We start from the raw sequence: 24977 nt of genomic DNA, 5'->3' as shown, positions 1-24977 counted from the left end.
AGAAAGAAACACTCGACTCCGTGACAGCAACATGGCGTGCAACGCAGAAAGCCAATAGGCGTGCTGCGCTCATGCGCGCATCAGCAAAGATGTTCGCAGAGCGCGGCTACAACGCCGTCTCGACTGTAGAGCTTGGCGAAGCCGTCGGCATGAGCGGCCCGGCACTGTACAACTACTTTCCAAGCAAAGAGGCGCTGCTCTGCGAACTTCTCGTAGACGTAAGCACCAGACTGCTTGCGGGCTGCCTCGAGATTGTCGGTGACGAGTGCTCGCCGCAAGAGACTCTCGACGAGCTGATTGCGTTCCATGTCGAGTTTGCAACCTCAGAGCCAGACATTATTGTGCTGCAGGATCGTGAGCTTTCTAGCCTGCCAAGTGACGCAAACCGAAAGGTGCGTCGATTGCAGCGCGAGTACTTGCGCGAGTGGCAACAAGTGCTGTGCGCGATTCACCCTGAAATTGATGAGAACGAAGCGCAGACGCGGTTGCTCGCAACGGTCGGATTGTTGAACTCAACTCCACACAGCGCCGCTGCCAGCGGTAAGCGTGCCGGCGCGATTCTCAGTGCGATGGCGAGCGCCGCCCTAGCGGCACCCGCTGCCGACCGTTAGCGGCCTGAATAGACATATGTCTCGGCCGCTCGTCGTGAAGGCAGCGAGTAGCCGAGACATATGAGTATGTGCGCCTAGCGGCTGAGCATCGCTCGTGCCTGGCGAAGAACCGGTTCGTCGACCATCTTGCCTTCAAAGCGAAAAACGCCGGGCTGTCTTGTCGCTTCGTCGAGTACCCGTTCTGCCCAGGCCATCTCTTCTGGCGAAGCTGCGTAGGCCGAACGCAGAATAGCGGCCTGCGACGGGTGAATGCACGCGGTTGCATCGAAGCCGCTCGCGCTCGCATCAGTGGCTTCGGCGCGCAGCCCGTCAGCGTCGGGAATGTTTACGAAAACCGAGTCGACGGCTAGCTTGCCAGCGGCCTTGGCTTCGATCAGCATTCGTGTGCGAGCAAAGCGGGCGAAATCTCGATAAATGCCGGTTTGCGCGCCGTCTGCGGGATCGAGCCGGGAACTCTTGCCACCCATACTCGCCGCGAGGTCTTCGGCGCCCCACATTAGGGCAAAGACGGCCGGGTGCGCGGCAATCTCAGCGACACGGGCGATACCCGCAGCAGTCTCGCAAAGAGCGAGTACACGATACCCGGCCTTCTGCAGCGCATCGAGTTGGGTGGCGCTCTCTGCTTTTGCGAGCATAAGCGTGCGATACGGAGTTTCGGCAACGGCGGCAAGATCGAGCGGGTGGTCGATAGTGTCTGCCGGGTTCACCCGCACAATCACGCGCGCTGGATCAAGCGCACCTTCGTCACCGCGAGCGCTTGCTGCCCCCGCCGCCACGAGTTGCTCGCGCGCACTTGCCTTGTCAGCAGGCGCAACCGCATCTTCAAGATCAAGAATCACACTGTCTGCTGCTGAAAGCGCTTTCGCGTATCGATCGCCACGATCAGCCGGGCAAAAAAGCAGAGCCGGGCCCTGCAAGCTGAGGTCAACTGCCATGACTAAGCCGCACCGCCTCGAACTTGGTCCTTTGGCTGGCACTGCATCAGTGTTGAGCGGGTAGCGATCGCCACCACCTTGCCAGTCTGGTTGCGCATTGTGTGCCGGAACTCCACGATGCCTTGGCCGGGGCGTGAACTTGACAGTCGCTTGCCTTCGATTCGGGTTTCGGCGTAGAGGGTGTCGCCCACTCGCACTGGCGCTGGGAAGGAGACCTCGCCAAAACCAAGGTTTGCGACAATGGTTCCGAGTGTGAGCTGCGAAACCGAAAGGCCAACCAAGGTTGAGAGCGTGAACATGCTGTTTACGAGAGGCTCACCAAATTCAGTGTGTGAACTCCATGCGGCATCTAGGTGCAGCGACTGGGTGTTCATGGTGAGCGTTGTGAAGAGCACATTGTCAGCCTCGGTCACTGTGCGACCTGGTCGATGCAGGTACACCGTTCCCTCTTCGAACTCCTCAAAGTAGAGCCCGCGCTGTTCAATTCGTTTGTCAGTCATGATGCCTCCTCGGTGGTTGCATCTTCAGTATGCACCTGGATCACTGCGAGTGTCTGCCCCCGCGAGACCTGATCGCCGACTCCGGCGCGCAGCGCGACGGTGCCAGCCACGGTAGCTCGAAGTACGTGCTCCATCTTCATTGCTTCAACCACGATTACTGGATCACCCACCTCAACCTGTGTGCCGTCGCTTGCGTGCACCAGCACTACGGTTCCGGGCATTGGTGATTCAAGCTGTGGGCCACCGGCCGCGGCGTCATCACCGCTGTGGCTTACTCGATACTCGCTGATTTCAAACACAGCGCCATCATGGGCAAGTAGCACGGTGGCTGTTCCTGAACTGCGTTGCACCATCGCGGTAATCGTGCGCGTAGTTCCATCGATGGTTGTGCTGTACTGGTGTGCGCCCAGTTCTTCAAGCTTTGCACCTGTGCTGAACGCGTCGACCGTTACGGTGTCTGCCTCTGCGTCAGAGAGCGAGCGTGTCAGTGAGACGGTGTGCTGTTCGCCTGCGCTGACTAGTGCGTGGGTGCGCGGCGCAGCCGAGCCGAGGCGCCAGCCGCTGACGCTTGCCCACGGGCCGGTCGCGGTGCTCGCTGCTGTTTCACGTGAAGCGCTGGCGTTCTGTGCGTCGGCGCGAGTGTGCTCGATCAGCAGCGCAGCTTCTGCGAATTCGCGCTCGCTCGCTGCAGCGTATTCGAAGCTGTCTTGAACCCGTGCGATCAAGCCGGTGTCGAGATCTCCAGCGACAACTTCTGGTAGTTCGAGCAGCAGTCGCATGAACTCAATATTCGTTGGAAAACCAAGCACTGCGGTCTCGTCGAGCGCGTGAACGAGGCGGCGCCGGGCGGCTTCGCGATCTTCACCCCAGGTGATGATCTTTGCGAGCATTGGGTCGTAATCAATCGAGACATTGAGCCCAGACTCGATTGCGGTATCAACACGTACGCCTTCGCCGCTTGGATGGGCCACGTGACTCACGTGGCCGCCGGTTGGCAGGAAGCCAGCGGCGGGGTCTTCGGCGTAGAGACGAGCCTCAAAGCTGTGGCCGCGCAAGACGATGTCTTGTTGTATGAGCGAGAGTGCTTGACCTGCGGCAATACGCAATTGCTGTTCGACTAGATCGACGCCAGTGATCTCCTCGGTCACCGGGTGCTCAACCTGCAGGCGAGTATTCATCTCCATGAAGAAGAACTCGTCTGGTTGAGAAGCCTCAACGATGAACTCAACAGTGCCTGCGCCCTGGTAGCCGACACTGCGCGCGGTCTCGCAGGCAGCCTCACCGATTGCCGCCCGAGTGCGTTCGTCAAGTAGTGGAGAGGGAGCCTCTTCGATGACCTTCTGATGGCGACGCTGCAGCGAGCATTCTCGTTCGCCGAGGTGGACTACATTGCCGTGAGCGTCGGCAAGTACCTGCACTTCAATGTGGCGAGGGGTGCTCAGGTAACGCTCAATAAAGAGCGCATCATCGCCAAAACTTGCCGCTGCCTCGCGTCGGGCGGCGGCGATTGAATCAGCGAGCTCTTCTGTTTTGGTGACAACGTGCATGCCCTTGCCGCCGCCGCCAGCACTTGGCTTGATCAGCATGGGGTAGCCAATTGCTGGAGCCTCTGCGAGTAGTTCGGCATCGCTAAGTCCCGGACGCGCGATGCCGGGCACCGTTGGGACACCACGCTCCGAGACGGCAGTCTTGGCCGAGATCTTGTCGCCCATGGTTTCAATCGCATAGGCAGAAGGGCCGATGAAGACTAGGCCGGCTGCCTCGCAAGCACGAGCAAATTCGGCGTTTTCGGCAAGGAACCCGTAGCCGGGGTGAATGGCTTGAGCGCCGACTTCGAGTGCCGCATCAATAACTGCTGGAATGTTCAGATAGCTCTGCGCGGCTGGCGCTGGGCCGATCCGCTTTGAAATGTCGGCAAGCTTGACGTGTCTTGCCTCAGCGTCTGCGTCACTGTAGACGGCCGCTGAACGAATGCCCATGCCGCGCAGGGTTTTCATAATGCGGCAGGCAATTTCGCCACGATTGGCAATGAGAACGGTATTAAACATTTGCATCACATCCTGAATACGCCGTAGCCGGGTGCGTCAAACGGTGCGCGCATCACGACGTCGAGCGCGAGTCCGAGCACATCGCGGGTCTGGTCTGGTTCGATGATTCCGTCGTCCCAAAGGCGAGCGGTTGAATAGTAGGGGCTGCCCTGTGACTCGTATTGTTCGCGAATTGGTGCTTCGAACTCGGTCTGTTCGTCGCTGCTCCACTCGCCGCCAGCAGCTTCGATCTGATCGCGACGAACCGTTGAAAGTACCGATGCGGCCTGTGGGCCGCCCATGACCGACACGCGGGCGCCTGGCCACAGCCACAGGAAGCGTGGCGAGTATGCTCGACCGCACATTGAGTACGTGCCTGCGCCGAATGAACCGCCAACAACTACGGTGAGCTTTGGCACTGATGCGGTCGCAACGGCATTCACCATCTTCGCGCCGTGTTTTGCAATGCCGCCAGATTCGTACTCGCGACCGACCATAAATCCGGTGATGTTCTGTAGGAAGACGAGCGGAATCTCGCGCTGGTCGCAGAGCTCAATGAAGTGCGCGCCCTTCATGGCGCTCTCGCCAAAGAGCACGCCGTTGTTCGCAATGATGCCGACGCGGTGGCCGTGGATCTTTGCAAACGCGGTGATGAGGGTGGTGCCGTATTCGCGCTTGAACTCGGTGAACTCACCGCCGTCAACCACGCGGGTGATGATTTCGCGCGCGTCATACGGCTCGGTGAGAGCTACTGGAACAACATCGAGAAGCGAACCGGGGTGCGGTGCTTGCACGTCTTGGCTTGGAAGCTCTTTGAGTGGCGCGTTTGCTGGCAGGGTTGCCACGATGTCGCGCACAATCTGTAGCGCGTGCTCATCGTTTTCGGCGAGGTGGTCTGCGACGCCTGACACGCGAGTGTGTACTTCGCCGCCACCGAGGTCTTCCGCGGTGACGATTTCGCCGGTCGCGGCCTTTACGAGTGGAGGACCGCCGAGGAAGATCGTGCCCTGGTTTCGCACGATAACGGTTTCATCGCTCATTGCGGGCACGTAGGCACCACCTGCGGTGCTTGAACCCATTACGGCAGCGATCTGCGCGATGCCGTCGCGAGACATTCGAGCTTGGTTGTAAAAGATGCGGCCAAAGTGTTCGCGATCTGGGAAGACTTCGTCTTGCATTGGCAGGAAGGCGCCGCCTGAATCGACGAGGTAGACGCAGGGCAGGCGATTTTCTGCTGCGATCTCTTGTGCGCGCAGGTGCTTCTTGACTGTGATGGGGTAGTAGGTGCCGCCCTTCACGGTGGCATCGTTTGCCACGATCATTACCTGACGGCCATGGATGAGGCCTATGCCCGCGATCACGCCACCGCTTGGTGCGTCGCCGCCATACATCTCGTAACCGGCCAGTGGTGCGACCTCAAGAAACGGGCTGCCCGAATCAACCAGGTGTGAGATACGGTCGCGTGCCAGCAATTTGCCGCGGGCGACGTGGCGCTCGCGTGATTTCTCTGGACCGCCGAGCGCAATGGTTGCGCGCCGCTCGCGCAATTGCGCGACGAGGTCTGAATAGCTCGTTGTCACAGTTGCCTCCTCATTGAATCTGTGCACATCAGGATGTGTCATGCCACCGACATTCTCGAGGGTGGTGTCTCGCTGTGAAATCTAGGTTACTGAGCAATAAGCGAAAAGTCACGGGAAATTATTGGTTGATATGCACTTCCATGTGAGATAACGTCTATTTCAATTACTCACTAATAATCGGGAGTCGCAGTGGAGCACTTCAATCTGAGCGAAGAAGAGTCGGCGCTTGCCGGCATGGTGCGGGAGTTCGCCGAGGGCGTCGTCGCACCACAGGCGTATGAGGCTGACCGCACTCACACCCTGAACATGGACGTGGTCGCCGGCATGGGCGAGCTTGGCCTTTTTGGCTTGCCGTTCAGCGAGGAATACGGCGGGCAGGGAGGCGACTACTTCGCGCTTTGCATCGCGCTTGAAGCGCTCGGCCGAGTCGATCAATCAATGGCGATCACCCTCGAAGCCGGTGTAAGCCTCGGCGCAATGCCGATCTACCGTTTCGGCACCGAGGAGCAGAAAGCAAAGTATCTGCCAGACCTGCTTGCAGGCAAGGCGCTCGCAGGCTTCGGCCTCACCGAACCAGAAGCCGGTAGCGACGCGGGTGCAACCCGCACCACGGCTCGCCTCGGAGGCGACGAATGGGTAATCAACGGCTCAAAGCAGTTCATTACGAACTCGGGCACATCGATCACCCGATTCGTGACAGCAACTGCCGTCACCGGTGAATCAAACGGTCGCAAAGAGATTTCTGCGATCCTGGTGCCAAACGGCACCGAAGGGTTCACCGTCGAGCCTGCCTACGACAAGGTCGGTTGGCATGCCTCAGACACCCACCCACTCACCTTCAACAATGTGCGGGTACCAGCCGAGAACCTGGTCGGCGAGCGGGGCCGCGGCTTCGCAAACTTCCTGCACATCCTTGATGAGGGCCGCATCGCGATTGCGGCGCTTTCGACCGGTGCGGCTGAGGGTTGCCTTGAAGCTGCAGTCGAATACGCCAAGTCACGCACCGTCTTCGGGAGCTCGCTGGCTACCCGACAGGGGATTCAGTTCATGCTGGCCCGGATGCAGCAGCGTGTGCACGGCGCGCGTCTTGCATGGCACCATGCCGCGCGTCTTCGCGACGCAGGCAAGCCTTTCAAGACCGAAGCTGCCCTTGCCAAGCTCACTGCTAGCGACGCTGCAATGGACAACGCGCGCGACGCGACCCAGGTGTTCGGTGGCAACGGGTTTATGAACGAGTACCCAGTTGCTCGCCACTATCGCGACTCGAAGATTCTTGAGATCGGTGAGGGCACCAGCGAGGTGCAGCTGCTGCTGATCGCTCGTGCACTCGGAGTTGCGTAAACTTCACCCCACAAAGCCCCAATAGAAAGCGCTCTCTCGCCATCGGCGAGGGGGCGCTTTTGGTTTTTTGTGAAGCGCGGTGGCAAAACAGTGCAGACTGCACAAGTCGGGTGCGCAAGATGTACAGGGCCGTACATCGGGGCAGGGTGATCCTCGCCGATGCTTGTCAGCACGCGGTCAGATTCGCGGTCACGTGGCGTCAACGACGATGAGGCACCTGGCGGGGGATCGGTCGCTCGAATACGACGCTGAGCGTATTCGCCAATCGAAACCCTGCACCAAAGGAGATGACATGGGCTTCAAAGAAGGACACTTCCCGCCGGTCGACCCGGCGACATTTCTTAATTCACCACTGCAAACTCGCGTTCGCGCGCTTGCCCAACACTGGGGTGAATACGGATTCGGCACGGCCCGAAACATCAATGTGATCTACATTTTCAAGATTGTTGTGCTTTATGCGCTCGCCGGAGTTGCCGTCGCAACAATCGGCGTCAGCGCGTTTTGGGAAGTGAACATCTGGTGGAACGACCCCATCGTGTACCAGCGTCTTGTGGTCTGGACCGTGCTGCTCGAAGCCCTCAACCTCGCTGGATCTTGGGGGCCTCTCGCAGGCAAATTCAAGCCAATGATGGGTGGTTTCCTGTTCTACTCAAAACTCGGCACGATTAGGGTTCGCCCGTTCTCCTGGGTGCCAGGCACTGCTGGCCACACTCGTACCGGACTTGATGTCACGCTCTACTATGCGTTTCTCATCTCGCTAGTCGCCGCTCTTGTGCTGCCAGGCGTGCCAAACGCTGAAGTGACTGCCTGGATGAGTGACACCTGGGGCAAAGCGGGTCACGGGCTGATCAACACCGTGCCGCTGTTCGCAGCGATGGCGTTCTGGCTGTTGCTTGGCCTACGCGACAAGATTTTCTTCTTGGCAGCTCGCGCCGAACAATACCTGCCGCTCTTCCTGTTCTTTGCAGTGCTGCCTACGCTCGGCACGTTTGCCGACATGATCATTGCAGGCAAGCTGGCCATCGTCACCTCGTGGGTGGGGGCCGCGGTTGGCAAGTTCGGCCGTCACTTCACTCTTGTGATTCCGCCGATGCTCAGCAACACCCCGTTCTGGGCTCCAAAGTGGTTGAAGCGTTCGATGTATCGCAATTTTCCAGACGACATGCGCCCGTCAAAGGTGGCAAGTCTTACCGCTCACGTGCTCGGCACGATTGTAGAAATCGCGGCACCGCTAGCGCTGCTTTTCTCGACCAACAGCACCGTGACCTGGGCCGCTGCGATTTTGATGGCGTGCTTCTGCCTGTTCATCATTTCGACTTTCCCACTGGCTGTGCCGCTTGAATGGAATGTGCTCTTTGGCTATCTCGGCTTCGCGCTGTTCTTGGGATTCCCTGCACAGGCAGGTTTCTCAGTTGGTGATTTCTCAAGCCCGGTATTGCTGATCGGGGTGCTCGTGATCCTGCTGTTCTTCCCGATTCTCGGCAATGTGCGCCCGGACAAGGTTTCCTTCCTTCCTTCACTTCGGCAGTACTCCGGCAACTGGGCCACTGCGCTCTACACGTTCACGCCCGGTGCCGAAGCCAAATTGAACGCGGTCACTCGGCCCTCAAGTAATCAGATCGATCAGTTGCAGGCCATGGGATACCCCTATGTTGCAGCCGAGATCACGCTGCAACAGACCATCGCATGGCGGGCAACTCAGAGCCAGGGTAAGGGCTTGTTCTCGATGCTGTACACCTATCTGCCAGATGTTGAATCGCGCACGATTCGCGAAGGCGAGTTCTTGTGCAACTCAGTAACCGGCTTTAACTTTGGCGATGGTCACATGCACGGCTACCAGCTGCTGCCAGCGTTGCAGGAGATTTGCAACTTCGAACCGGGTGAGCTGATTGTCGCGTACGCTGAGTCACAACCGATCCATAAGGGCACTCAGGAGTGGAAGCTGATCGACGCGGCAACCGGCGTACTCGCCGAAGGTACCTGGAATGTCGCAGAGATGGTGGATCAGCAACCGTGGCTAGAGCGCGGCCCGATTGCGCTACCCGAAAGCTACTTGCGTCCTGACTCAGAGTGGCCAAGTTTTGTGATCGACCGCAGGCCAGAGTTCTGGCAGGCAACTGACACGGCGGTCGCGCGCGTAGTGGGTCAAGCCGAAGAAGCTGTGGCCGATGCCGCATCGATTCCGGCTGCTGCTGCGCCGACAGACCCGACGGCACCTGGCGAACGCTAGCGGCAACGAGTATGACAACAGCGATAGTGGTTGGCAGCGGGCCTAACGGGCTCGCTGCCGCCACCGTGCTTGCTCGGTCCGGCGTTGAGGTGACGGTGCTCGAAGCATCTGAACACCTTGGCGGTGGTGCGCGCAGCGTTGAGACGCCCATCGAAGGTTTGCTGCAAGACCACTGCGCAGCCGTGCACCCGATGGCGCCGGGTTCGGCGTATCTGCAGAGTCTTGACCTTGGGGCGATGGGTATCGAGTGGGGGTATGCGCCCTACGATGCGGCGCACCCGCTTGATGACGGTGACGTAGCCTTGCTCTCAACTTCGGTAACTGAAACTGCAGAGAGTCTCGGGCCTGACGGACGGCGCTGGGCAGCTATGTTTGGCTCGCCCTCGAAGAACTTCGACAAGCTCGCGCCGGGCATTATGGCGCCGATGCTCAGAGTCCCGAAGCATCCGTTGCTGCTCGCGCGATTTGGCATGGTGGCAGGCCCACCACCCGCCCTGGTCGCAAAGATGTTTCGAGATGAGCGTGCGCGTGCGCTCTTTATGGGCGTTGCGGCTCACGCGATGCAGCCGCTCACCCTGCCTCTGGTGACCGGTATTGGCGCAGGTATTATCGCGGCCGGTCACTCGGTTGGCTGGCCGGTGGTGAAAGGCGGCACCGGAAAATTCACTGAGGCGGTGATTGCTCTGCTGCGCGATCTGGGGGTGCGATTTGAGACGGGTCACCGGGTGAGCCGGCTACATGAGCTGCCTCGGCACGACCTGTTGATCCTCGACGTGCACCCACATGCTGCCGCGAGCATTCTTGCAGGGCACCAGCCGAGTAGAGCGCGCAGGGCCTATCAAAAGTTCAAGCCGGGGCCAGCAGCCTTCAAGGTTGATCTTGCGATTGAGGGCGGTATTCCGTGGCGCAACCCTGAAACTGCGCTGGCAGGCACCGTGCATCTTGGTGGCAGCGCCGCCGAGATCATCGCCGCAGAGCGTGAGGTTTCTGCGGGTCGTATGCCGCAGCGCCCCTTTGTGTTGGTTGGGCAGCAGTATGTTGCTGATCCAGCGCGCGCACTCGGAAGTATTGTGCCGGTGTACGCCTATGCGCATGTGCCGAACGGTTTTGCCGGTGACGCGAGCGAGCAGGTTATCGCGCAGATAGAGCGTTTTGCGCCGGGGGTGCGAGAACGCATTGTTGCTACGAGTTCTCGCAGCGTCGCGCAGGCAGAGGCCGAGAATGCCAACTTTGTGGGCGGCGATATTTTGACCGGCGCGAAATCTCCGCTGCAATTTTTATTGGGGCCGAGGATCACGGCGCAGCCGTACGATACCGGCGTGCCAGGGGTGTACCTCTGTTCGGCCGCTACGCCACCGGGCCCGGGGATTCACGGTATGGGTGGCTACAACGCGGCGCACCGGGCGCTGCGTTTGGTATAGAACTCACAAACCTTGTGCAGTATGCACAAGATGGCTCCGCAAATCTGACAGTCTGCACGAAGTTTCTGTTCACAGAACCGCGGTACGCTGGCGAAACTCACGTGTCAAAGAAGACAACGCGAAAGGTACAAACATGCTGCTCAGCTATCTCCCCTGGGAATCTCCCGCCGCCGGAAGCGAGCGCCCGTGCATGGGCGACACAAATCGAACCTTCACTTATCGCGAGGTAGAAGAGCGGGCTGCGGCGTTTGCCGAGCAACTCACCGAACGCGGCATCGGTGCAAACGATGTGCTCGCGGTAATGCTGCCGAACAGCCTTGAACTGTTGATCGCGCTTCTGGGCGCGTGGCGAATTGGGGCGGCAGCCACACCAATCAATCCAACCTTTACCGCGCGAGAGCTCGACTACCAGCTCTCTGACTCGGGCGCGAAGCTCTTGCTCGCATCGCCGGGCACAGTGTCAGGAATCGACTTGATCACTCCCGAGCAGATGCGCGAACGACCGCTCGGTGAAATCGTGAACCCCGTGATCGCCCCGGATCAGCTGGCACTACTGGTGTACACAAGCGGTTCAACCGGGCAGCCGAAGGGTGTCATGCTCGACCACGCTAACGCTCAGGCGATGACCAGCCAGATGGCCGCGGTGTGCTCTTTCACCGACCAGGATCACGCGCTCCTCGTACTGCCGCTGTTCCACGTGAACTCGATCATGGTGAGCTTTCTGACGCCCATGTCGGTTGGCGGGCAGATCACGGTCTTGGACCGATTTGCGCCAGATACCTTCTTTGCCGCGATTGAGCGTTTTCAGCCCAGTTACTTCTCCGCGGTTCCCGCGATCTATGCGCGTCTGGCCGAACTGCCAGACAGTGCGACGGTGAACACCAGCTCGCTGCGTTTCGCAATTTGTGGCGCCGCACCTGTTTCGAAAGAGCTGCTTGACCGGGTTGAGCAGCGCTTCGGAATTTCACTCGCAGAGGGGTATGGTCTCACTGAGACCACTTGTGCGAGCGCCTGCAATCCCATCAACGGTGTGCGTAAAGCGGGCACGGTCGGGCCCGCTCTCGACGGGCAGCAGATTGCGATTGTTGACCCCGAGGGTAACCGGGTAGCACCTGGCGAGCGAGGTGAGGTCATTGTTTCGGGACCAACTGTGATGCGTGGTTACCTCGGCAGACCAGAGGCCACCGCTGAGACGATTCGTGATGGTTGGCTGCATACTGGCGACGTTGGTGTGCTTGATGAAGACGGGTACCTTTCGATCGTTGACCGTATCAAAGACATGATTATTCGGGGCGGTGAGAACATTTACCCGAAGGAAATCGAAGAGGTGCTGGGCACGCACCCGGACGTACTTGAGGCCGCCGTGATTGGGGCGCCCCACGCTCGACTCGGTGAGGTGCCCGTGGCCGACGTGGTGCTGATGCCGAATGCCGTCGCGAGCGCTGAAGAACTCGTTGAACACTGCCGGGGTCTGCTCACAAAAATCAAGGTGCCGGTACGCATGAATATCGTGACCGAACTGCCGCGCAACCCGGTTGGCAAAGTCGACAAACCGAAGATGCGGCGCGAGGTGCTGCCAGTGCCAGAGCACGAAACCAGCGGTGTGCGCGGAGCATAATGTTGGCCACCATCGAAGAACACGAGGCGCTTCGGCAGGTTGTGATCCAGGTTGAACGTGATCACCCTGACATTGCGCTGCAGATGCGAGACCTTCTCGCGAACAATATCGACACTCTGCATGGCGATCAGCAATTGCTTGAGCTTTTGCATGCGAGTATCGAAAGTAACCTTTCGACCATCTTTCACATGCTGGTGAACAACATCGACTTGCAATCGTTGAAACCGCCAACGGCCGCAGTTGAATATGCGATTCGGCTTGCCCAGCGAGACATTCCGCTTTCTTCACTGACCCGTGCCTATTACCTCGCGCAAAGCATGTTTTTGCGAATTGTGCTCGAAGAGGTCGAGAGTCTTGAACTGCCAGATGGCAAACGAATTGAGCTAGTACGGGGACTAGCAAACACGGTGCACAGTTACATCGACTGGATGCTGCAGCGGATCACCGAAGAGTACGGCACCGAACATCGTCGATGGTGGTCTGCTCGGGCAACAACGAATACGGCGGTTATTCTGAAGGTTTTGCGCGGCGAGACTGTTTCGCCGCAGAGCTTCACTGCAGAAACCCACTACGACCTTGATCAGCGCCACCTCGCAATGGTCGCTTGGTTTGAGGATCCATCGGGTGGTGTGGAGGCGCAGCAGCGACTTGATCGATTGGTGCGCCAAGTTGCTGCCTTACTCGGCTCGCCACGGGCACCACTGATTAGTGCGGTGGATCGGACAACTGCGTGGTCGTGGGCGTCGATGCCCGTAACCTCCGTGTCGGCGAAAACCCGCGCCAGCCTTGACCAGATCATTGCGAGAGCGCCGGGGGTGCGTCTGTCGCTCGGGGGTATCGAAGCGGGTATCGAGGGCTTCCGATATTCGCATCAGCAGGCCGTTGGCGCCTGGCATGTTGCCCAGTCTTCGAACCGGTATCGGCGCTCGCCTGTGGTGGCCGACTCCGACCCGAATGTTGCGCTCACCTCCATCTTGCTGAAAGACAAAGCAGAGTCAGTGCGCTGGATGCATCGGGTGCTCGGCAAGTATGCGGGTGCCGGCGATACCAACAGTGCGGTGCGTGAGACTTTGCGTGTGTTTTTCGCGTCAGGTCAGAACTATTCGCGAACTGCGGAGCTCACCGGTGTGCACCGTAATACTGTGCGGCACCGGGTTGCTCGCTTCGAAGAGGCACAGCGCGACGCGCAACACTTTGACCCGCTTGAGGTGGCGCTGGCACTTCGCATTCACGACGTATTCGGAGCTTAGTCGCCCAGACCTGCACCTGGCGTACAGTTTTCGCGCTTAGAGTGAGAGTGAGGCGTGAAAACTGCCTGGGAAGGGATGGCGAGTGAAGACCATCAGCTACAACCTCCGCAAGAATCGTGCGCTCGGGGAACTCGGCGGGCTTGCCGAACGGCACGAAATTGACATTCTTTGTTTGCAGGAGGCGGACTCGGTCGCGCTGCCCGCAGAACTTGGGCACATGCGTCTTGTGCATGCAACCGAAAAGAACCGACTCGGTCTCGCCATGTACGTGCGCGAGGATCGGTTTCACGTTCGTTCGACGCGAACCTTCCAACTGAAAAAGTCACTGCATGATCGGGTGTTGCAGCCCGCGCACGAGCGGCTGCTTGGCGCCCGCTTGCACGACCGCGAAACCGGGCGCGATCTGGTGGCTGCCTCTTTTCACGCTGCGCCACTGACGGCGTTGAATTCTTTGCGCCGACACCAGATCAGCGCCGCGCTTTCGGAGCTGCGCGCGCTTGGGCCGGGTCTTCCTGCACTGATGGTTGGCGACTTCAACTATCCAGTTTTTCAGTCACGTCTCGATCGTCATGTGAGCGGTGAGGGTTACGAGCTTTCGCTCAGCGACAAGCGCACCTACACCCGCTACAAAATGTTCCGGGGACACTACGATTTCGCGACTTCGTCTGGGTTTCAGATCGATTCGGTTCGCACGCTGGATCGCGGTACGAGCGACCACTTGCCGATTTTGGTGCAGGCAGCCTTTGAGGAGCACGCCGCGCTTTCGCGCTAGCGCTGCTCTTGCGTCAACGTGCGCTCGCCCTTCCTGATTCTCGTCGTTATGCACGGACGCAGGGCGACGGTAGTGTGCACAATCACAGGGTGATGGACGGAGGGGCATGTGCAGGCTGACATGGATTGCTCCGCGAAAGCTACGTCTCTGGTGGTGGATCTGCGAGGCAGAATCCGTTTACGCCGAGGTACCAGGTACTAGTTTTGGTGACGGTCGTGTATTTGCCGGTTTGGTCCAGGTAGGTCGCTTCGACTGCTTGTGACAGGGTGCCTGCGATTGGGATCCCGGTGAGGGAGACACTCGCGGTGCCGTCGCCGTTGTCAACGAGTGGGAGCGGGTCGCCCAGCTTTTGGTTGTTCAGACTGAACTGCACGAGTCCTTGTGGGGTGGCGCCGGTGCCGCGTGCATTCACGGTCATCGTGGCATCAACTGGGGTGGTGACGGTGTCGCCTCCGGTGCGGGTGAGGGTCGCTGCCGGGGTGGCTGCTAGCACGGTGATGGTCGGGGTGGTTACTGTTGCTTCGGCATAGGTGGCGTCTCCTGCTCTGGTGCCGGTGAGAGTGAAGGTGCCTGCCTGGTTAATCGTGAGGGTGCTGGCCCCGTTAGTGATCGTGCCCAACGATGCGAGGGTCGGGTTTGACGAGGTCAGTTCGTACGCGCCGGTGCCTGAACCGCCGGTCACGGTGACGGGTATGGGGGCATCGCCGTAGGTGTAGCCGGTGGTGTTGATCCCGTTTATCGCGAGCGGGTTTTGTGGGGCACCCAACACTTCGAACCCGGTGAGTGGCGCCGATTCGGATGTTGCGAGGAACGGGGAATCGGTCACTCCTAAGTATTTGATCTGGTAGCTGTAGGTGCCGGGGAGCGGGGAGGTGTGGGTGAAGGTCACTTCGCCTGAGGTGACGTTCTGGGTCTGCGCGAGCACGCCGTTGATCCAGAGTTGTGCTTGCCCGTTGCTGCCGATGAGAGCGTCGGTGAGGTCGTGCGTGATGGAGCCGTTGATGGTGACGTTGCCAGGGTGGGTTTGTGTGTTTGTCGGCGTGGTCGTGACTGTTGAAGTGGTGGGGTACCAGAAATATGCGGTCTTCGGGGTAGCTGTATTAATCGAGTTGACAAGTAGGCGGTAGGTTGATGAGAGGCCATCGGTTGAGACAAAGTTGAGCCCGGCATCTACGGTGCGGAGTTTCGCGTCGGTAGTCGGGGTTGCAACGAATGTCACATTGCTGCCAGCCGCGACGTTCAGGAACGGCGTGCTCGTAGTGAGCAAATCAGTCCATGTTCGCATGTTCATGGTGCCGGGCCCGGAAGCATTTTTGGCGACGGTATATGTGGGGATTGTTGTGCTGCCGGTGCCGCCAGCCCAGGGGCCCTTACCGATACCGGGAGGTTGGCTGAAATAGCCGAGTGCGCCTGGAACTGCTTGTACTATTCCTGTGGTGTCGATCGCAATTGAGCCAGCAAGTACGGTGGACTGGTTGTTATCGCTGGTGCCTGTGCCGATGCCAGGGGCACCAGCGATGTTGGCGTTGCCGTCTGAGCCCTGCGCATACACGCTCGCGTTCCATAAGATGGCGATTGGGTTCGGAGCGCCTATCCCGGTCATACTGCTGGTGCCGATGCCGGGGTATGCGTGGCTTCCTTCGGACGCGAACGAGACAACTGTCGAGCTACCACCATTAAAAATAATCACGCCGTTTAGGGCGTTAACGTTTCCGATGCCGACACCCATATAGCCAAAGGCGTTTAACCTACCGGTGTTGTTTACCTGCCCGTAAAACCTGAGCACGCTGTTCGCCGGTACTAAGATTCCAGTGCCACCGCTTGCGGCTACTCCGTTGATTGTGAGGTTGCAGCTATCGCCCAAGATGATTTGGACGGCGGAAGCGCCGTTTATCGTGACTTGAGAACTGATCGTCATTGTTGAATTACAGACATACCAGTCAGCAGAAAGAAACGTGGAACTCGGGGTGAGCACTGTCGCATTCACTTGCGAGGTGCCCCCGTTCGCGTCTGACACGTAGGTGGTGAGTTCGGTTGCGGCGTGTGCTGCGGCGGTTTGGGCAACGACACCCGCGATGGTGAGGCCGAGGGCAACAAGGGCTGCGATCCAGCGTTGCTGTCGTTTTTGTGAAGCGGTCGTTTGAGTTGATGAGTGAGACACGGTTCCTCCAATGAAACAGTTCAAACTCGCCGGTGCTTTGATCACAGTCGCCGGTGCTGTGATCACAGCATGTTTCGTGGTCCCCCTAAATCCGGGTGCGGGGAGGATTTAGATGGTTGCAATGTGAGAAACAGGTACGCCTGGTTAGGTGCTCAGACGGGCTCTGCGTTATTCTGAGCGAACGAATTGAGTGGCAGGAACTCGTTCGCACCTACCCGCCGGTGAGATCCTGCGATCCGCTGCGCGAACGCAGGATAATGGGGCGTCTAAAGCGGGAAGGACGTTAGCGCACCAGTCGAGCGATCGCAGCGGAGGCTTCTTGCAGCTTCTCAACCGACACTTTGCCGCCCTCTGACGCTGCCTCGGCAACACAGTGGCTGAGGTGATCATCGAGCAGTGCGAGCGCTACTCGCTCAAGTGCTTTGGTCGCTGCCGAAACCTGAGTAATGACGTCGATGCAGTATTGGTCTTCTTCGATCATTCGGTGAATACCGCGCACCTGGCCCTCAGCGCGGCGAAGGCGCTTGAGAAGGTCGTCCTTGTGCTCGCTGTAACCGTGTCCGTGTGCTTCTTCCTGCATGGCGACACTCTACCCGCTACCGCTGACTTCTGATATTCCGACAGTGCAGAGTTCGCTATCGGCGGCGAGACTGCACTATTTCGGTGATGCCACCCACGGTCAAAATCAGGACCGCGCCCCAGATCGCGCCGTATGAGAACCACTCGCCGCTCGCGATCCGCTCGCCGATGAGCAATGAGGCGACCACCAGTAGCGCCGGTTCTGCGTAACTGAGCAAGCCAAAGAGGCTCATCGACAACAATCGTGACGCGGCAAGATAGAACGAAAGTGCTGCCGCTGCGATCAGGCTGACACCGGGGGCAGACCACCAGAGCGAGGGATTCGCTTCGATCATTGACCCATCCCAGAAGGTCAGCACTGTAACGATGCCGGCGAAGACTGTGACGAGCGCAAGGTCCCACCACATGCCACCAAGGTGACCGGTTCCCATTGCGCGACGAAGCACAAAGTAGACGGGGTAGCCGAGGGCCACGAGCAGGGTCTCCCAGCCAATACCGCCCACCCGAATGACCTCGTAGATCACGCCGATCAGAGCCGTGCCCGCGGCGGCCCACTGCCACCAGGTCATGCGATCCTTGTAGAGAAATCTGCCGATGACCACGAGTACAAGGGGGAGCAGGAAATAGCCGAGAGCTACTTGCATGCCGCGCCCGTTTAGCGGTGCCCACGCAAACAGCCACAGCTGAGCGCTCAAGATTGCTGCCGTGACCAGCAACCCGAGCACTATTACTGGCTTACGGCGAATCTTGCGCGCGATATCGGTGACCAGCTGCCAATCGCGTGATGCGAGCAAGATCACTGTCACAAAGGGCAGCGAGATGAGAACTCTCACCGCCCACACGCCGAGCCCCGGTAGCGGGTGCAGCATCGGGGTTAGGAAATAGATCACCCCAAATGAGATCGACGAAGCGAGCGAGACCGCAACGCCTCGCGAAGTAGTCGAAGAGCCGGGACCCTTCGGCCCCAACTCTGCCAAGACTTAGAGGTCGATCGCGCCGATAACTTCACCGTACGGCGTCTCGCCGATCGGGGTGAAGCCAACGTGCAAGAAGAACTCTTCGGGGCCCTCTTCGCCGCGCTCCCAGAGCACCGTAAGGCGGTTGACTCCGCGACGGCGGGCTTCTTCGATCAGCGCTTGCACCGCGATGGTGCCGACACCCTTGCCCTGAGCCTCAGCATCAACGTTGATACGCCAGAGTGCGGCCCGGAACTCCTCCTGCTGCGCCTCGGGATCAAAGTTGCCGTGAATGAACCCGACCACACGATCTTCATCGAGTACAACTCGCTGCCAAGCCGAGTGCGCTGGGGTAACTGCAGCAGCTGCAGCGTACGAAACCGGGCTGACGAACTGCTCCTGTCCCGGCTTCAAGCCAAGCTTGTTCACCGCGACAATAGTTGTTGCCGAAAGTTCTTCGAGTCGGATGCCGTTCATAGCTTAAGGCTAGCGGCTCGCCCCAAGATCGCAAGTGTTGTGGTGCTCTCCGACAAATACTTTGGTACCGAGTTGAGGGTGTTGCGGTTTAAAACAACGCTGGATCCACAGTGCTCAAAACAGCTTCTCCTGCTACTCAAATCTTCACGGTTATCTTTCTGTCGCCTTGAATTTGCGTCAGGCTTGCGAGAAATGCGTGTGGCCGCGTGTGCGATCGGCTCAGGCGCCACGAACCTCCAATGGCTTGGCCAGTGCGGCGGAAAATTCACTTCCCGTTTATCTGCTTGAGAGCTTTGGGTCGCACTTAAATGCTGCATGAACCACGAAGAATGTTTGAAAAGGAACCGCTCAAGATGAAGTTGTCTTCGCGAAAGAAATTGACGGTACTTTCCGTGGTCGGTCTGGCCGCTCTGCTCGGGATCGCCCCGGCGACCGCCCAGGCCTCTCCAATCACCGGGGCAAACACGGGGAGCGTGATCGGTGGCACCACAGTGACGCTGTCGCCGCCACGACTGGAGTTCACCGACATTGCTCCTGGCTGGTTGCACGTGCTTGCAAAAGACAGTGAAGGCGACATTTGGTCGTGGGGTGCGAACTGGACTGGTCAATTGGGCAACATCGGCACTTCGGCAACGGTGCAATCTAGCCCAGCGCCGGTCGATCTTTCGGACCTGCCCACAAGCGCACTGCCAATCGGCGATATGGCAGCGAGCGCAGGCAACTCATACGTGGTTGGCGCGAACGGCCGGGTCTACGCCTGGGGCGACAACTTCTTTGGCAGTATTGGTGACGGCACCACGGGCACCCCAGTGGTGATACCCACCCAGGTTGATCTTCCCAACAGCGCTATCCCAGTCATGCAGATTGCCGCGAACCAGAGCAGTGCGTTTGCCGTTGGAGCAGACGGTGAACTGTATGGCTGGGGAAGTAACCAAGGCGGGTTCTTGGGGGACAACTCCACTACGGATAGTCCAACTCCGGTGCGGGTAGATCTCCCACTGGCCGCGATACCAGTTGAATTTGTTCACGCGGGGGCTAAAAACAGTGGCTATGCGATCGGTGCCGATGGAGTGCTCTACAGCTGGGGCACGAACTTTCAATGGCAACTGGGCGACGGCACAAACGTCAGCCGTTCCTACCCGGCGCCGGTAGACGTCTCAGGGCTACCGCCGACAGCCCTACCCTTCACTCGGGTCGGTACTGCAGTTGCGCTCACTGTTGCGCAGGGCAGTGACGGTCAGCTCTACAGCTGGGGCACCGGGTATCTCGGCGACGGTACGCCCTACGACAACCGCGGCGTTCCTGGGCTTGTCCCCTTGCCTGGCGCGGCGATACCGGCGACATTGATGCCCGTCTTGGGTGGAACAGCGTTTGTGCTCGGTGCGGATCAAGAGATTTACACCTGGGGACTGAACGAAGCTGGTGAGGTCGGCGATGGCACAAGAAACCCACAACCAAGCCCAACTCAGTTCAACTCCGCCTCCTTCAGCGCAGAAGCGCTGCCGATCAGACAGATTATTGCCGGTGTACAGAACAGCTATTTCCTCGGCCGCGATGGCACCGTTCAATCAATCGGCGGAAACGCCAACGGCACCATCGGTAACGGCACCACCGCAGAAAGCTTGGTGCCGACAGCCGCTATTCAGAATGGCGTAGTGTCTGGAGTAACTTTCGGCGGCGTTGCTGGCACAAACATCTTGGCGAAGCCGGACGGCACATTTACGGCGGTGAGCCCCGCGTTTGCAACGGCTGGCCCGGTCGATGTGGTCATTCAGTGGACCTTGGGCGGCGTCGCGCAGACCCCAATCACCGTGGCGAACGGATTTACCTATCTAGCTCAACAGGGACCGAGCCTTACCGGCGCTACCACAGCGGTGATCACCGTCGGCCAGCAGACCCACGTATTCAACACGGTACTCTCACCTGGCGATGCGCCGGTCGAAGCTGCGCCCATTGTGACGACTACCGATGGGATCGAAGCTCGGGTGACGGCCGAGGCGAACGGCCGTGTGACATTCGCTGCAGCCGGTCTTGCCGTGGGGAGCTACACCTTCACCGTGACCTGGACTGATGAAGCAGCGAAAAGTATCTCAGCCAACTACTCCGTGACCGTGCAGGAAAACAGCGGTCAGGACTCAAACAACACAACTGAAGCGAACCGCAACGACGCGCTCGTGAGTACCGGCGGGGTCGAGCCCTATCTGGCCGCAGCGCTTGCGGCAGTCGCGCTCGCCGCAGGAGCTCTCGCCTTGCTCGCTTCACAAACCCGTCGCCGCAACGATCGCTAGCGAGTGGGTGTCACCGTTAGGTGCGGGGCGAAAGCGCCGCACCTACGGTGGCGACCGGCATGCCCTCCGGCACCACTCGGATGCGCTGCGAGAGCATGAAGCTTTGCAAGAACGGTGACTTGCGCTCGCCTGCCTCAAGGTTGGCGCGAATGCCATCGATCAACGGTGCACCAATCTTGCGTAAGCCACCGCCTATCACGATGGTGTCTGGCGAGACGGTTACGCCGATTGTGCGCACCGTTGCGGCCGCCCCCTCAACCAATAGTTCAAAGGCTAACTTCGCTTCGGTATCACCAGCTGCGATCGCATCGGCCAATACCCAGCCGGGATGCTCGCCTCCCGCCGGCCAATATGTTTTCAAAGCCGAGCCGCTCGCTACAGTTTCTAGGCACCCGCGTTGCCCGCAAGGGCACTGCCTGCCACGCGGATCGACAGCGAGGTGGCCAACCTCGCCAGCGAGCCCATTTGCGCCGCGCACAGGGTGGCCATCAAGCACAATGCCGGCAGACAGGCCGGTGCCGAGGTTAATGTAGGCAACTGAACCGTGGCCGAGTTGCATCAGGTGTGCTGCGCCAACGGCAGCAGCGGTGACGTCGTTTTCGACCGCGACATCAAGCCCTGTTCTCGCGTGCAACTCGTTCGCAAGTGAGAGCGATTCCACCCGCAGATTATAGGCGTAGCGCACCTCGCCGAGTTCTGAGTTCACTTGGCCAGGCACGCCAATACCTACTGAGGTGAAATCATTACGCGAGCAGCCAGTTTGCTCGGCGAGGGCAGCGATTGCGGCTTCTGCGCTCTGCAGCACCCCTTCGTTGCCGAGCGCGGTGGGCAGGAGCGTTGACGCGCCAAGATTACCGTCGGCATCAATTACGACGGCAGCGGTTTTCGTGCCGCCAATATCCATGCCGACGTAGAGCTCGGTCATTCAGACTCTCCTTCAATGAGTCGCAAGAGCGCGGCGCCAACAAGACGTGACGAACCGTAGCAGCTGAGATCTGCATAACCATTGTGTTCGGTTACGTCCGGCCAACCCATTTCGATACTTAGCGTTGGCACGCCCGCTGAGCGCAGCGATTCAATAGCCGCGCGACCGTGAGGCAAACGATGCAGGTCGCGGCCGATCACAATCACACCGTCGCTGCGACGTGCCTCATGGGGTAGCCCGCCGACGTCTAGCCGCTCACGTTTCGCGAAGGCGCTGGCCTGCCAGCGGGTGCCTGTGATCGGCGTTGCCTCAGCGGCGAATGGCCCCCACGGGGCTTCGCCCACCGCCATATTGGCCTCGGAATCAACCCGCAGCACAAGCGCCGCCGGATGCTCCCGCAGCCATGCAGTACTTTGTTCCACACCGGCAAAGCTCTTGCTGATGCGATCGAGCTCACTTAGCGTTGGATCGCCCGCAGCGTTCGCAGCGCTCTCGCGGGAGGGCAACGGCTGCGCTGTCACCGCCCGCACTCGTTCGGCCGCCTCGCTGAGGCGATCCAGCGTTAAACGGCCATGCTCAACAGCAGCAACGACGGCCTCTTCGATGGCTCGCAGTTGTGCCGGGTCTGAGCCGGTGCCCAGGCAAAGCAGATCGCAGCCTGCGATCAGTGCGCGCACTGCAGCTTCTGGAATTCCAGTCTCGCCACTTGCGCCAGCCATATCGAGGGCATCGGAAATGATGATGCCCTCGAATTCGAGCTCGTCGCGCAGCAGGCCCTGCAACACTTTGCGACTGAACGTGGCAGGCACCGAGTCGATCTGCGGCAGCAGAATGTGTGAGGTCATGACAGCGCTCACCTCGGCGAGCACTGCGCTTCGGAAAGGCGGCAGTTCACGCTGTTCAAGCACCTCGATTGGTGCGTCAACACTGGGTAGTGCGAGATGTGAATCCTGCGCGGTATCGCCGTGGCCGGGAAAGTGTTTTGCGCAGGCGATAGCGCCCGTGCGTTGCAGACCGCGCACCCAAGCCGCGACATGGCGGCCAGCAAGCTCAGGTTCGGCAGCAAAACTGCGCGTTCCGATCACCGGGTTCTTCGGATTGCTGTTGACATCGGCGATGGGGCCGAGCGCCAGATTAAATCCAGCGCCAAGAATGTCATGGCCAACCCGCTCACCGATGAGTTCGGTGTAGTCGGTGTCGTCGATTCGGCCGAGCACGGCTGCGCCCGGGTAGGGCGAACCCTCTAAGTAGTGCAGACGAGTGACCTCGCCGCCCTCTTCGTCGATGGCAATAAGGGCCTGCGGGTAGACGGCTCGCAATTGTGCACCGAGAGCATGCAGTTGCTCGGCGTCGCGCACATTTTCGCCATAGATGCAGACCGACCGCATGCCGTTTGTGAAAGCTTCGGGCACCCAATCCGGCATGCCGTAGCCCGCAAAGCCTGGCATGAGCGTCGCGAGAAGATCGCGCCGAAGCGCTATGCGATCCAGCGTCATTAGCCCTTCACCGCCCCGCTCACCATGCCACTGGTCATGCGGCCCTGCACAAACATAAAGAAGATGATCACCGGAATCGCAACGAGTGTCGAGGCGGCCATAACTTCGCCCCAGTTAATTGCGCGGTTTGCTGACTCCTGAATGAAGCCACGCAACCACAGCGGTAGCGTGCGGTGGCTGGTGTCGAGCAGCACAAGTGCGACGGTGAACTCGTTCCAGGCTTGCAAGAATGCGTAGACTCCGCTGGCCACAAGACCGGGCGCGAGCAGGGGGAATGTGATTCGCAAAAACGCTTGAGTGCGGCTGAGGCCATCCACCATCGCGGCCTCTTCGAGGTCTGCGGGGATACCAGCGACAAAACCGCGCAGCATCCAAATAGTGAAGGGCACGACGGCAGCGATGTAGACGATACTGACGCCGATAACCGAATTGAGTAGGCCGATCGACCCCATTAGCTTGTACTGCGCGATGAACATTCCCTCGGCGGGCAGCATTTGAATGAAGAGCACCGCGAGCACAAAGCTCTTGCGGCCCTTGAATCGAAAACGGCTGATGGCCAGTGCAGCGAGGAAAGCGAAGATGAGGCAGCAAGTGACCGTAATCAAGGCGATCGCAAGGCTGAGGCCAAGCGAATTCAGAAAGGTTCCGCTTGAGAGAACTGAGGTGAAGTTCTTAAAAGAACCCCCAAAGGGCAACAGCGTTGGGGTTTTGCGCTCGAGTACCGTGCTTGGCAAGAGCGATGAGTTCACCATCCAATAGACAGGGAAAGCCCAAAGCATTGCGAGCAGCACACCGAGCAGATTCAGCAGAATCTTGGTGAAGCGGCGCGGGGTTGCCTTACCTCGCTCGGCAATGACAGACAGAGGTGCGGTCATCATGCTGCCTCATCCTCCTTCAGCAGATTTCTGACGTACGGCCAGCTCAGCAGCACGGTAAGAATAAGGACAAAGATCGACATTGCGCTCGCCATTGCGAAATCGCTTGAGCCGATCCCTAGCTGGTAAATATAGGTGCCAAGCACATCGGTTTGACTGGCAACGGAGCCGCGATCCTGAAGCAACTTGATCTGGGTGAATACTCGCAGATCCCAGATGATCTGCAGCAGCATCACAATGCCAAGAATTGGCTTGATGATGGGAAGAATGATCAGGCGCAGCCGCTCGCTCGATGACGCACCATCCATTTGTGCAGCCTCAAGCACTTCGCTTGAGACTTGGGTGAGCCCGGCGTAGATCGAGAAGGCCACGAACGGCACGCTCATCCAGACAACGATGATGAGTGCGACAAAAAAGAATGAGAGCGGGTTCTGCAGCCAGTTGTGGCCGCTGAAGGGCAATCCGAATGCGCTGAGCAGCCAGTTCACGAGACCGCGGTTCCAGTCGAACATCCAGTTCCAGATTGTCATTGCGGCAACAACCGGGGTGGCCCAAGCGAGAAGCAGCGCGATCTGCAGGGTGATTCGAACTGCCTTGCTTGTGCTGCGCATCAACAGTGCAAGACCGACACCAACTGCCATGGTGACGCTCGCGGTGACCAGGCAGAACAGGATGGAGCGGCCAACTACAACCCAGGTGGTTGGGTTGGTGAAAAGCGCGATGTAGTTGTCGAACCACACCCATTCGGGTGGTTGACCGAATTGTTGGGCGAGTCCGAACTGCTGCATCGAGGTGACGAACTGCCAAATGATTGGGTAACCGAGGGCCAGCAGCACAATCGCGATTGCGGGAAGCAAAAGCAGATAGGGCGCGAGTGCCCGACGGCCGCGTATCCGTGCTGCTCGTGCCATGTGTTTGCCTCTCGGTTTGTTGGG

General features: G+C 59.3%; 20 protein-coding genes. 8 read left to right on the top strand and 12 right to left on the bottom strand.

Annotated features, from left to right (window positions below; genetic code table 11):
* The first annotated feature begins 20 nt into the window (after positions 1-20).
* Complete coding sequence (locus QBL02_RS03320) at positions 21-611, top strand: TetR/AcrR family transcriptional regulator (protein WP_282724934.1); 591 nt, start codon at positions 21-23, stop codon at positions 609-611.
* Between the two features lie 74 nt (positions 612-685).
* On the opposite strand, the gene QBL02_RS03315 is transcribed toward QBL02_RS03320, so the two are convergent.
* The 4 genes from QBL02_RS03315 to QBL02_RS03300 are packed head-to-tail and all read right to left on the bottom strand — an operon-like array spanning position 686 to position 5695.
* Complete coding sequence (locus QBL02_RS03315; RefSeq protein WP_282724933.1) at positions 686-1546, bottom strand: CoA ester lyase; 861 nt, start codon at positions 1544-1546, stop codon at positions 686-688.
* Between the two features lie 2 nt (positions 1547-1548).
* Positions 1549-2046: a MaoC family dehydratase gene (locus QBL02_RS03310; protein WP_282724932.1), complete on the bottom strand. Its 498-nt coding sequence runs from the start codon at positions 2044-2046 to the stop codon at positions 1549-1551.
* Positions 2043-4094: an acetyl/propionyl/methylcrotonyl-CoA carboxylase subunit alpha gene (locus tag QBL02_RS03305; protein ID WP_349238628.1), complete on the bottom strand. Its 2052-nt coding sequence runs from the start codon at positions 4092-4094 to the stop codon at positions 2043-2045. Before QBL02_RS03305 ends, QBL02_RS03310 begins: the two co-directional genes overlap by 4 nt.
* Positions 4095-4099: 5 nt before the next feature.
* A complete protein-coding gene (locus QBL02_RS03300) occupies positions 4100-5695 on the bottom strand; it encodes a carboxyl transferase domain-containing protein (protein WP_282724930.1) in 1596 nt (531 codons plus the stop codon).
* Positions 5696-5842: 147 nt separating this feature from the next.
* Between QBL02_RS03300 and QBL02_RS03295 the strand changes: the two genes are divergently transcribed.
* From QBL02_RS03295 to QBL02_RS03270, 6 genes are all read left to right on the top strand, one after another.
* Positions 5843-6994 carry an acyl-CoA dehydrogenase family protein gene (locus tag QBL02_RS03295; protein WP_282724929.1) on the top strand — a complete coding sequence of 384 codons (1152 nt, stop codon included), beginning with the start codon at positions 5843-5845 and terminating at the stop codon, positions 6992-6994.
* A 292-nt stretch (positions 6995-7286) separates the two neighbouring features.
* Positions 7287-9224 carry a DUF3556 domain-containing protein gene (locus tag QBL02_RS03290; RefSeq protein ID WP_282724928.1) on the top strand — a complete coding sequence of 646 codons (1938 nt, stop codon included), beginning with the start codon at positions 7287-7289 and terminating at the stop codon, positions 9222-9224.
* A gap of 11 nt (positions 9225-9235) precedes the next feature.
* Positions 9236-10645: an NAD(P)/FAD-dependent oxidoreductase gene (locus QBL02_RS03285; protein WP_282724927.1), complete on the top strand. Its 1410-nt coding sequence runs from the start codon at positions 9236-9238 to the stop codon at positions 10643-10645.
* Between the two features lie 133 nt (positions 10646-10778).
* Entirely contained in the window at positions 10779-12263 is a 1485-nt protein-coding gene (locus QBL02_RS03280) for an AMP-binding protein (protein WP_282724926.1), read from the top strand.
* Positions 12263-13513, top strand: a complete 1251-nt coding sequence (locus tag QBL02_RS03275; protein ID WP_282724925.1) for a helix-turn-helix domain-containing protein — start codon at positions 12263-12265, stop codon at positions 13511-13513. Before QBL02_RS03280 ends, QBL02_RS03275 begins: the two co-directional genes overlap by 1 nt.
* 82 nt (positions 13514-13595) lie before the next feature.
* Positions 13596-14285 carry an endonuclease/exonuclease/phosphatase family protein gene (locus QBL02_RS03270; protein WP_282724924.1) on the top strand — a complete coding sequence of 230 codons (690 nt, stop codon included), beginning with the start codon at positions 13596-13598 and terminating at the stop codon, positions 14283-14285.
* A gap of 139 nt (positions 14286-14424) precedes the next feature.
* Here QBL02_RS03270 and QBL02_RS03265 read toward each other — a convergent pair whose 3' ends face one another.
* The 4 genes from QBL02_RS03265 to QBL02_RS03250 form a co-directional block, all read right to left on the bottom strand.
* Positions 14425-16446, bottom strand: a complete 2022-nt coding sequence (locus tag QBL02_RS03265) for a hypothetical protein (protein ID WP_282724923.1) — start codon at positions 16444-16446, stop codon at positions 14425-14427.
* 283 nt (positions 16447-16729) lie between these two features.
* Positions 16730-17026 carry a metal-sensitive transcriptional regulator gene (locus QBL02_RS03260; RefSeq protein WP_282724922.1) on the bottom strand — a complete coding sequence of 99 codons (297 nt, stop codon included), beginning with the start codon at positions 17024-17026 and terminating at the stop codon, positions 16730-16732.
* A 55-nt stretch (positions 17027-17081) separates the two neighbouring features.
* On the bottom strand, positions 17082-17993 hold the full coding sequence (gene rarD / locus QBL02_RS03255; RefSeq protein WP_282725275.1) for an EamA family transporter RarD: 912 nt from the start codon (positions 17991-17993) through the stop codon (positions 17082-17084).
* 12 nt (positions 17994-18005) lie between these two features.
* Positions 18006-18458 carry a GNAT family N-acetyltransferase gene (locus QBL02_RS03250; protein ID WP_282724921.1) on the bottom strand — a complete coding sequence of 151 codons (453 nt, stop codon included), beginning with the start codon at positions 18456-18458 and terminating at the stop codon, positions 18006-18008.
* Positions 18459-18811: 353 nt separating this feature from the next.
* Here QBL02_RS03250 and QBL02_RS03245 point away from each other — a divergent pair, with 353 nt between their 5' ends.
* Positions 18812-20746 (top strand): RCC1 domain-containing protein, encoded by a 1935-nt coding sequence (locus QBL02_RS03245; protein WP_282724920.1) that lies wholly within the window; start codon positions 18812-18814, stop codon positions 20744-20746.
* Positions 20747-20762: 16 nt separating this feature from the next.
* On the opposite strand, the gene QBL02_RS03240 is transcribed toward QBL02_RS03245, so the two are convergent.
* The 4 genes from QBL02_RS03240 to QBL02_RS03225 are packed head-to-tail and all read right to left on the bottom strand — an operon-like array spanning position 20763 to position 24953.
* Positions 20763-21671, bottom strand: a complete 909-nt coding sequence (locus QBL02_RS03240; protein WP_282724919.1) for an ROK family protein — start codon at positions 21669-21671, stop codon at positions 20763-20765.
* On the bottom strand, positions 21668-23167 hold the full coding sequence (locus QBL02_RS03235; protein WP_282724918.1) for a glycoside hydrolase family 3 N-terminal domain-containing protein: 1500 nt from the start codon (positions 23165-23167) through the stop codon (positions 21668-21670). Before QBL02_RS03235 ends, QBL02_RS03240 begins: the two co-directional genes overlap by 4 nt.
* The gene (locus tag QBL02_RS03230) at positions 23167-24042 is read right to left on the bottom strand and encodes a carbohydrate ABC transporter permease (RefSeq protein ID WP_282725274.1); all 876 of its coding nucleotides are present in this window, start codon (positions 24040-24042) and stop codon (positions 23167-23169) included. Before QBL02_RS03230 ends, QBL02_RS03235 begins: the two co-directional genes overlap by 1 nt.
* Positions 24042-24953: a sugar ABC transporter permease gene (locus tag QBL02_RS03225; protein WP_282724917.1), complete on the bottom strand. Its 912-nt coding sequence runs from the start codon at positions 24951-24953 to the stop codon at positions 24042-24044. The genes QBL02_RS03230 and QBL02_RS03225 overlap by 1 nt, the downstream gene beginning before the upstream one ends.
* Between the last annotated feature and the right edge of the window lie 24 nt (positions 24954-24977).

Origin of the sequence: Leucobacter sp. UT-8R-CII-1-4, from assembly GCF_030010235.1 — a bacterium.
In the GTDB taxonomy this organism is placed as follows: domain Bacteria; phylum Actinomycetota; class Actinomycetes; order Actinomycetales; family Microbacteriaceae; genus Leucobacter.
Note: the sequence above shows the minus strand (reverse complement) of the source record. Positions and strands in the feature narration are given on the sequence as shown.

What these genes read in the sequence shown, in the direction of transcription:
- QBL02_RS03315 (WP_282724933.1), bottom strand. Translation starts at nt 1,546, where the DNA reads ATGGCAGTTGACCTCAGCTTGCAGGGCCCGGCTCTGCTTTTTTGCCCG.
- QBL02_RS03310 (WP_282724932.1), bottom strand. Translation starts at nt 2,046, where the DNA reads ATGACTGACAAACGAATTGAACAGCGCGGGCTCTACTTTGAGGAGTTC.
- QBL02_RS03305 (WP_349238628.1), bottom strand. Translation starts at nt 4,094, where the DNA reads ATGTTTAATACCGTTCTCATTGCCAATCGTGGCGAAATTGCCTGCCGC.
- QBL02_RS03300 (WP_282724930.1), bottom strand. Translation starts at nt 5,695, where the DNA reads ATGACACATCCTGATGTGCACAGATTCAATGAGGAGGCAACTGTGACA.
- QBL02_RS03290 (WP_282724928.1), top strand. Translation starts at nt 7,287, where the DNA reads ATGGGCTTCAAAGAAGGACACTTCCCGCCGGTCGACCCGGCGACATTT.
- QBL02_RS03285 (WP_282724927.1), top strand. Translation starts at nt 9,236, where the DNA reads ATGACAACAGCGATAGTGGTTGGCAGCGGGCCTAACGGGCTCGCTGCC.
- QBL02_RS03280 (WP_282724926.1), top strand. Translation starts at nt 10,779, where the DNA reads ATGCTGCTCAGCTATCTCCCCTGGGAATCTCCCGCCGCCGGAAGCGAG.
- QBL02_RS03275 (WP_282724925.1), top strand. Translation starts at nt 12,263, where the DNA reads ATGTTGGCCACCATCGAAGAACACGAGGCGCTTCGGCAGGTTGTGATC.
- QBL02_RS03260 (WP_282724922.1), bottom strand. Translation starts at nt 17,026, where the DNA reads ATGCAGGAAGAAGCACACGGACACGGTTACAGCGAGCACAAGGACGAC.
- QBL02_RS03250 (WP_282724921.1), bottom strand. Translation starts at nt 18,458, where the DNA reads ATGAACGGCATCCGACTCGAAGAACTTTCGGCAACAACTATTGTCGCG.
- QBL02_RS03245 (WP_282724920.1), top strand. Translation starts at nt 18,812, where the DNA reads ATGAAGTTGTCTTCGCGAAAGAAATTGACGGTACTTTCCGTGGTCGGT.
- QBL02_RS03240 (WP_282724919.1), bottom strand. Translation starts at nt 21,671, where the DNA reads ATGACCGAGCTCTACGTCGGCATGGATATTGGCGGCACGAAAACCGCT.
- QBL02_RS03235 (WP_282724918.1), bottom strand. Translation starts at nt 23,167, where the DNA reads ATGACGCTGGATCGCATAGCGCTTCGGCGCGATCTTCTCGCGACGCTC.
- QBL02_RS03230 (WP_282725274.1), bottom strand. Translation starts at nt 24,042, where the DNA reads ATGACCGCACCTCTGTCTGTCATTGCCGAGCGAGGTAAGGCAACCCCG.
- QBL02_RS03225 (WP_282724917.1), bottom strand. Translation starts at nt 24,953, where the DNA reads ATGGCACGAGCAGCACGGATACGCGGCCGTCGGGCACTCGCGCCCTAT.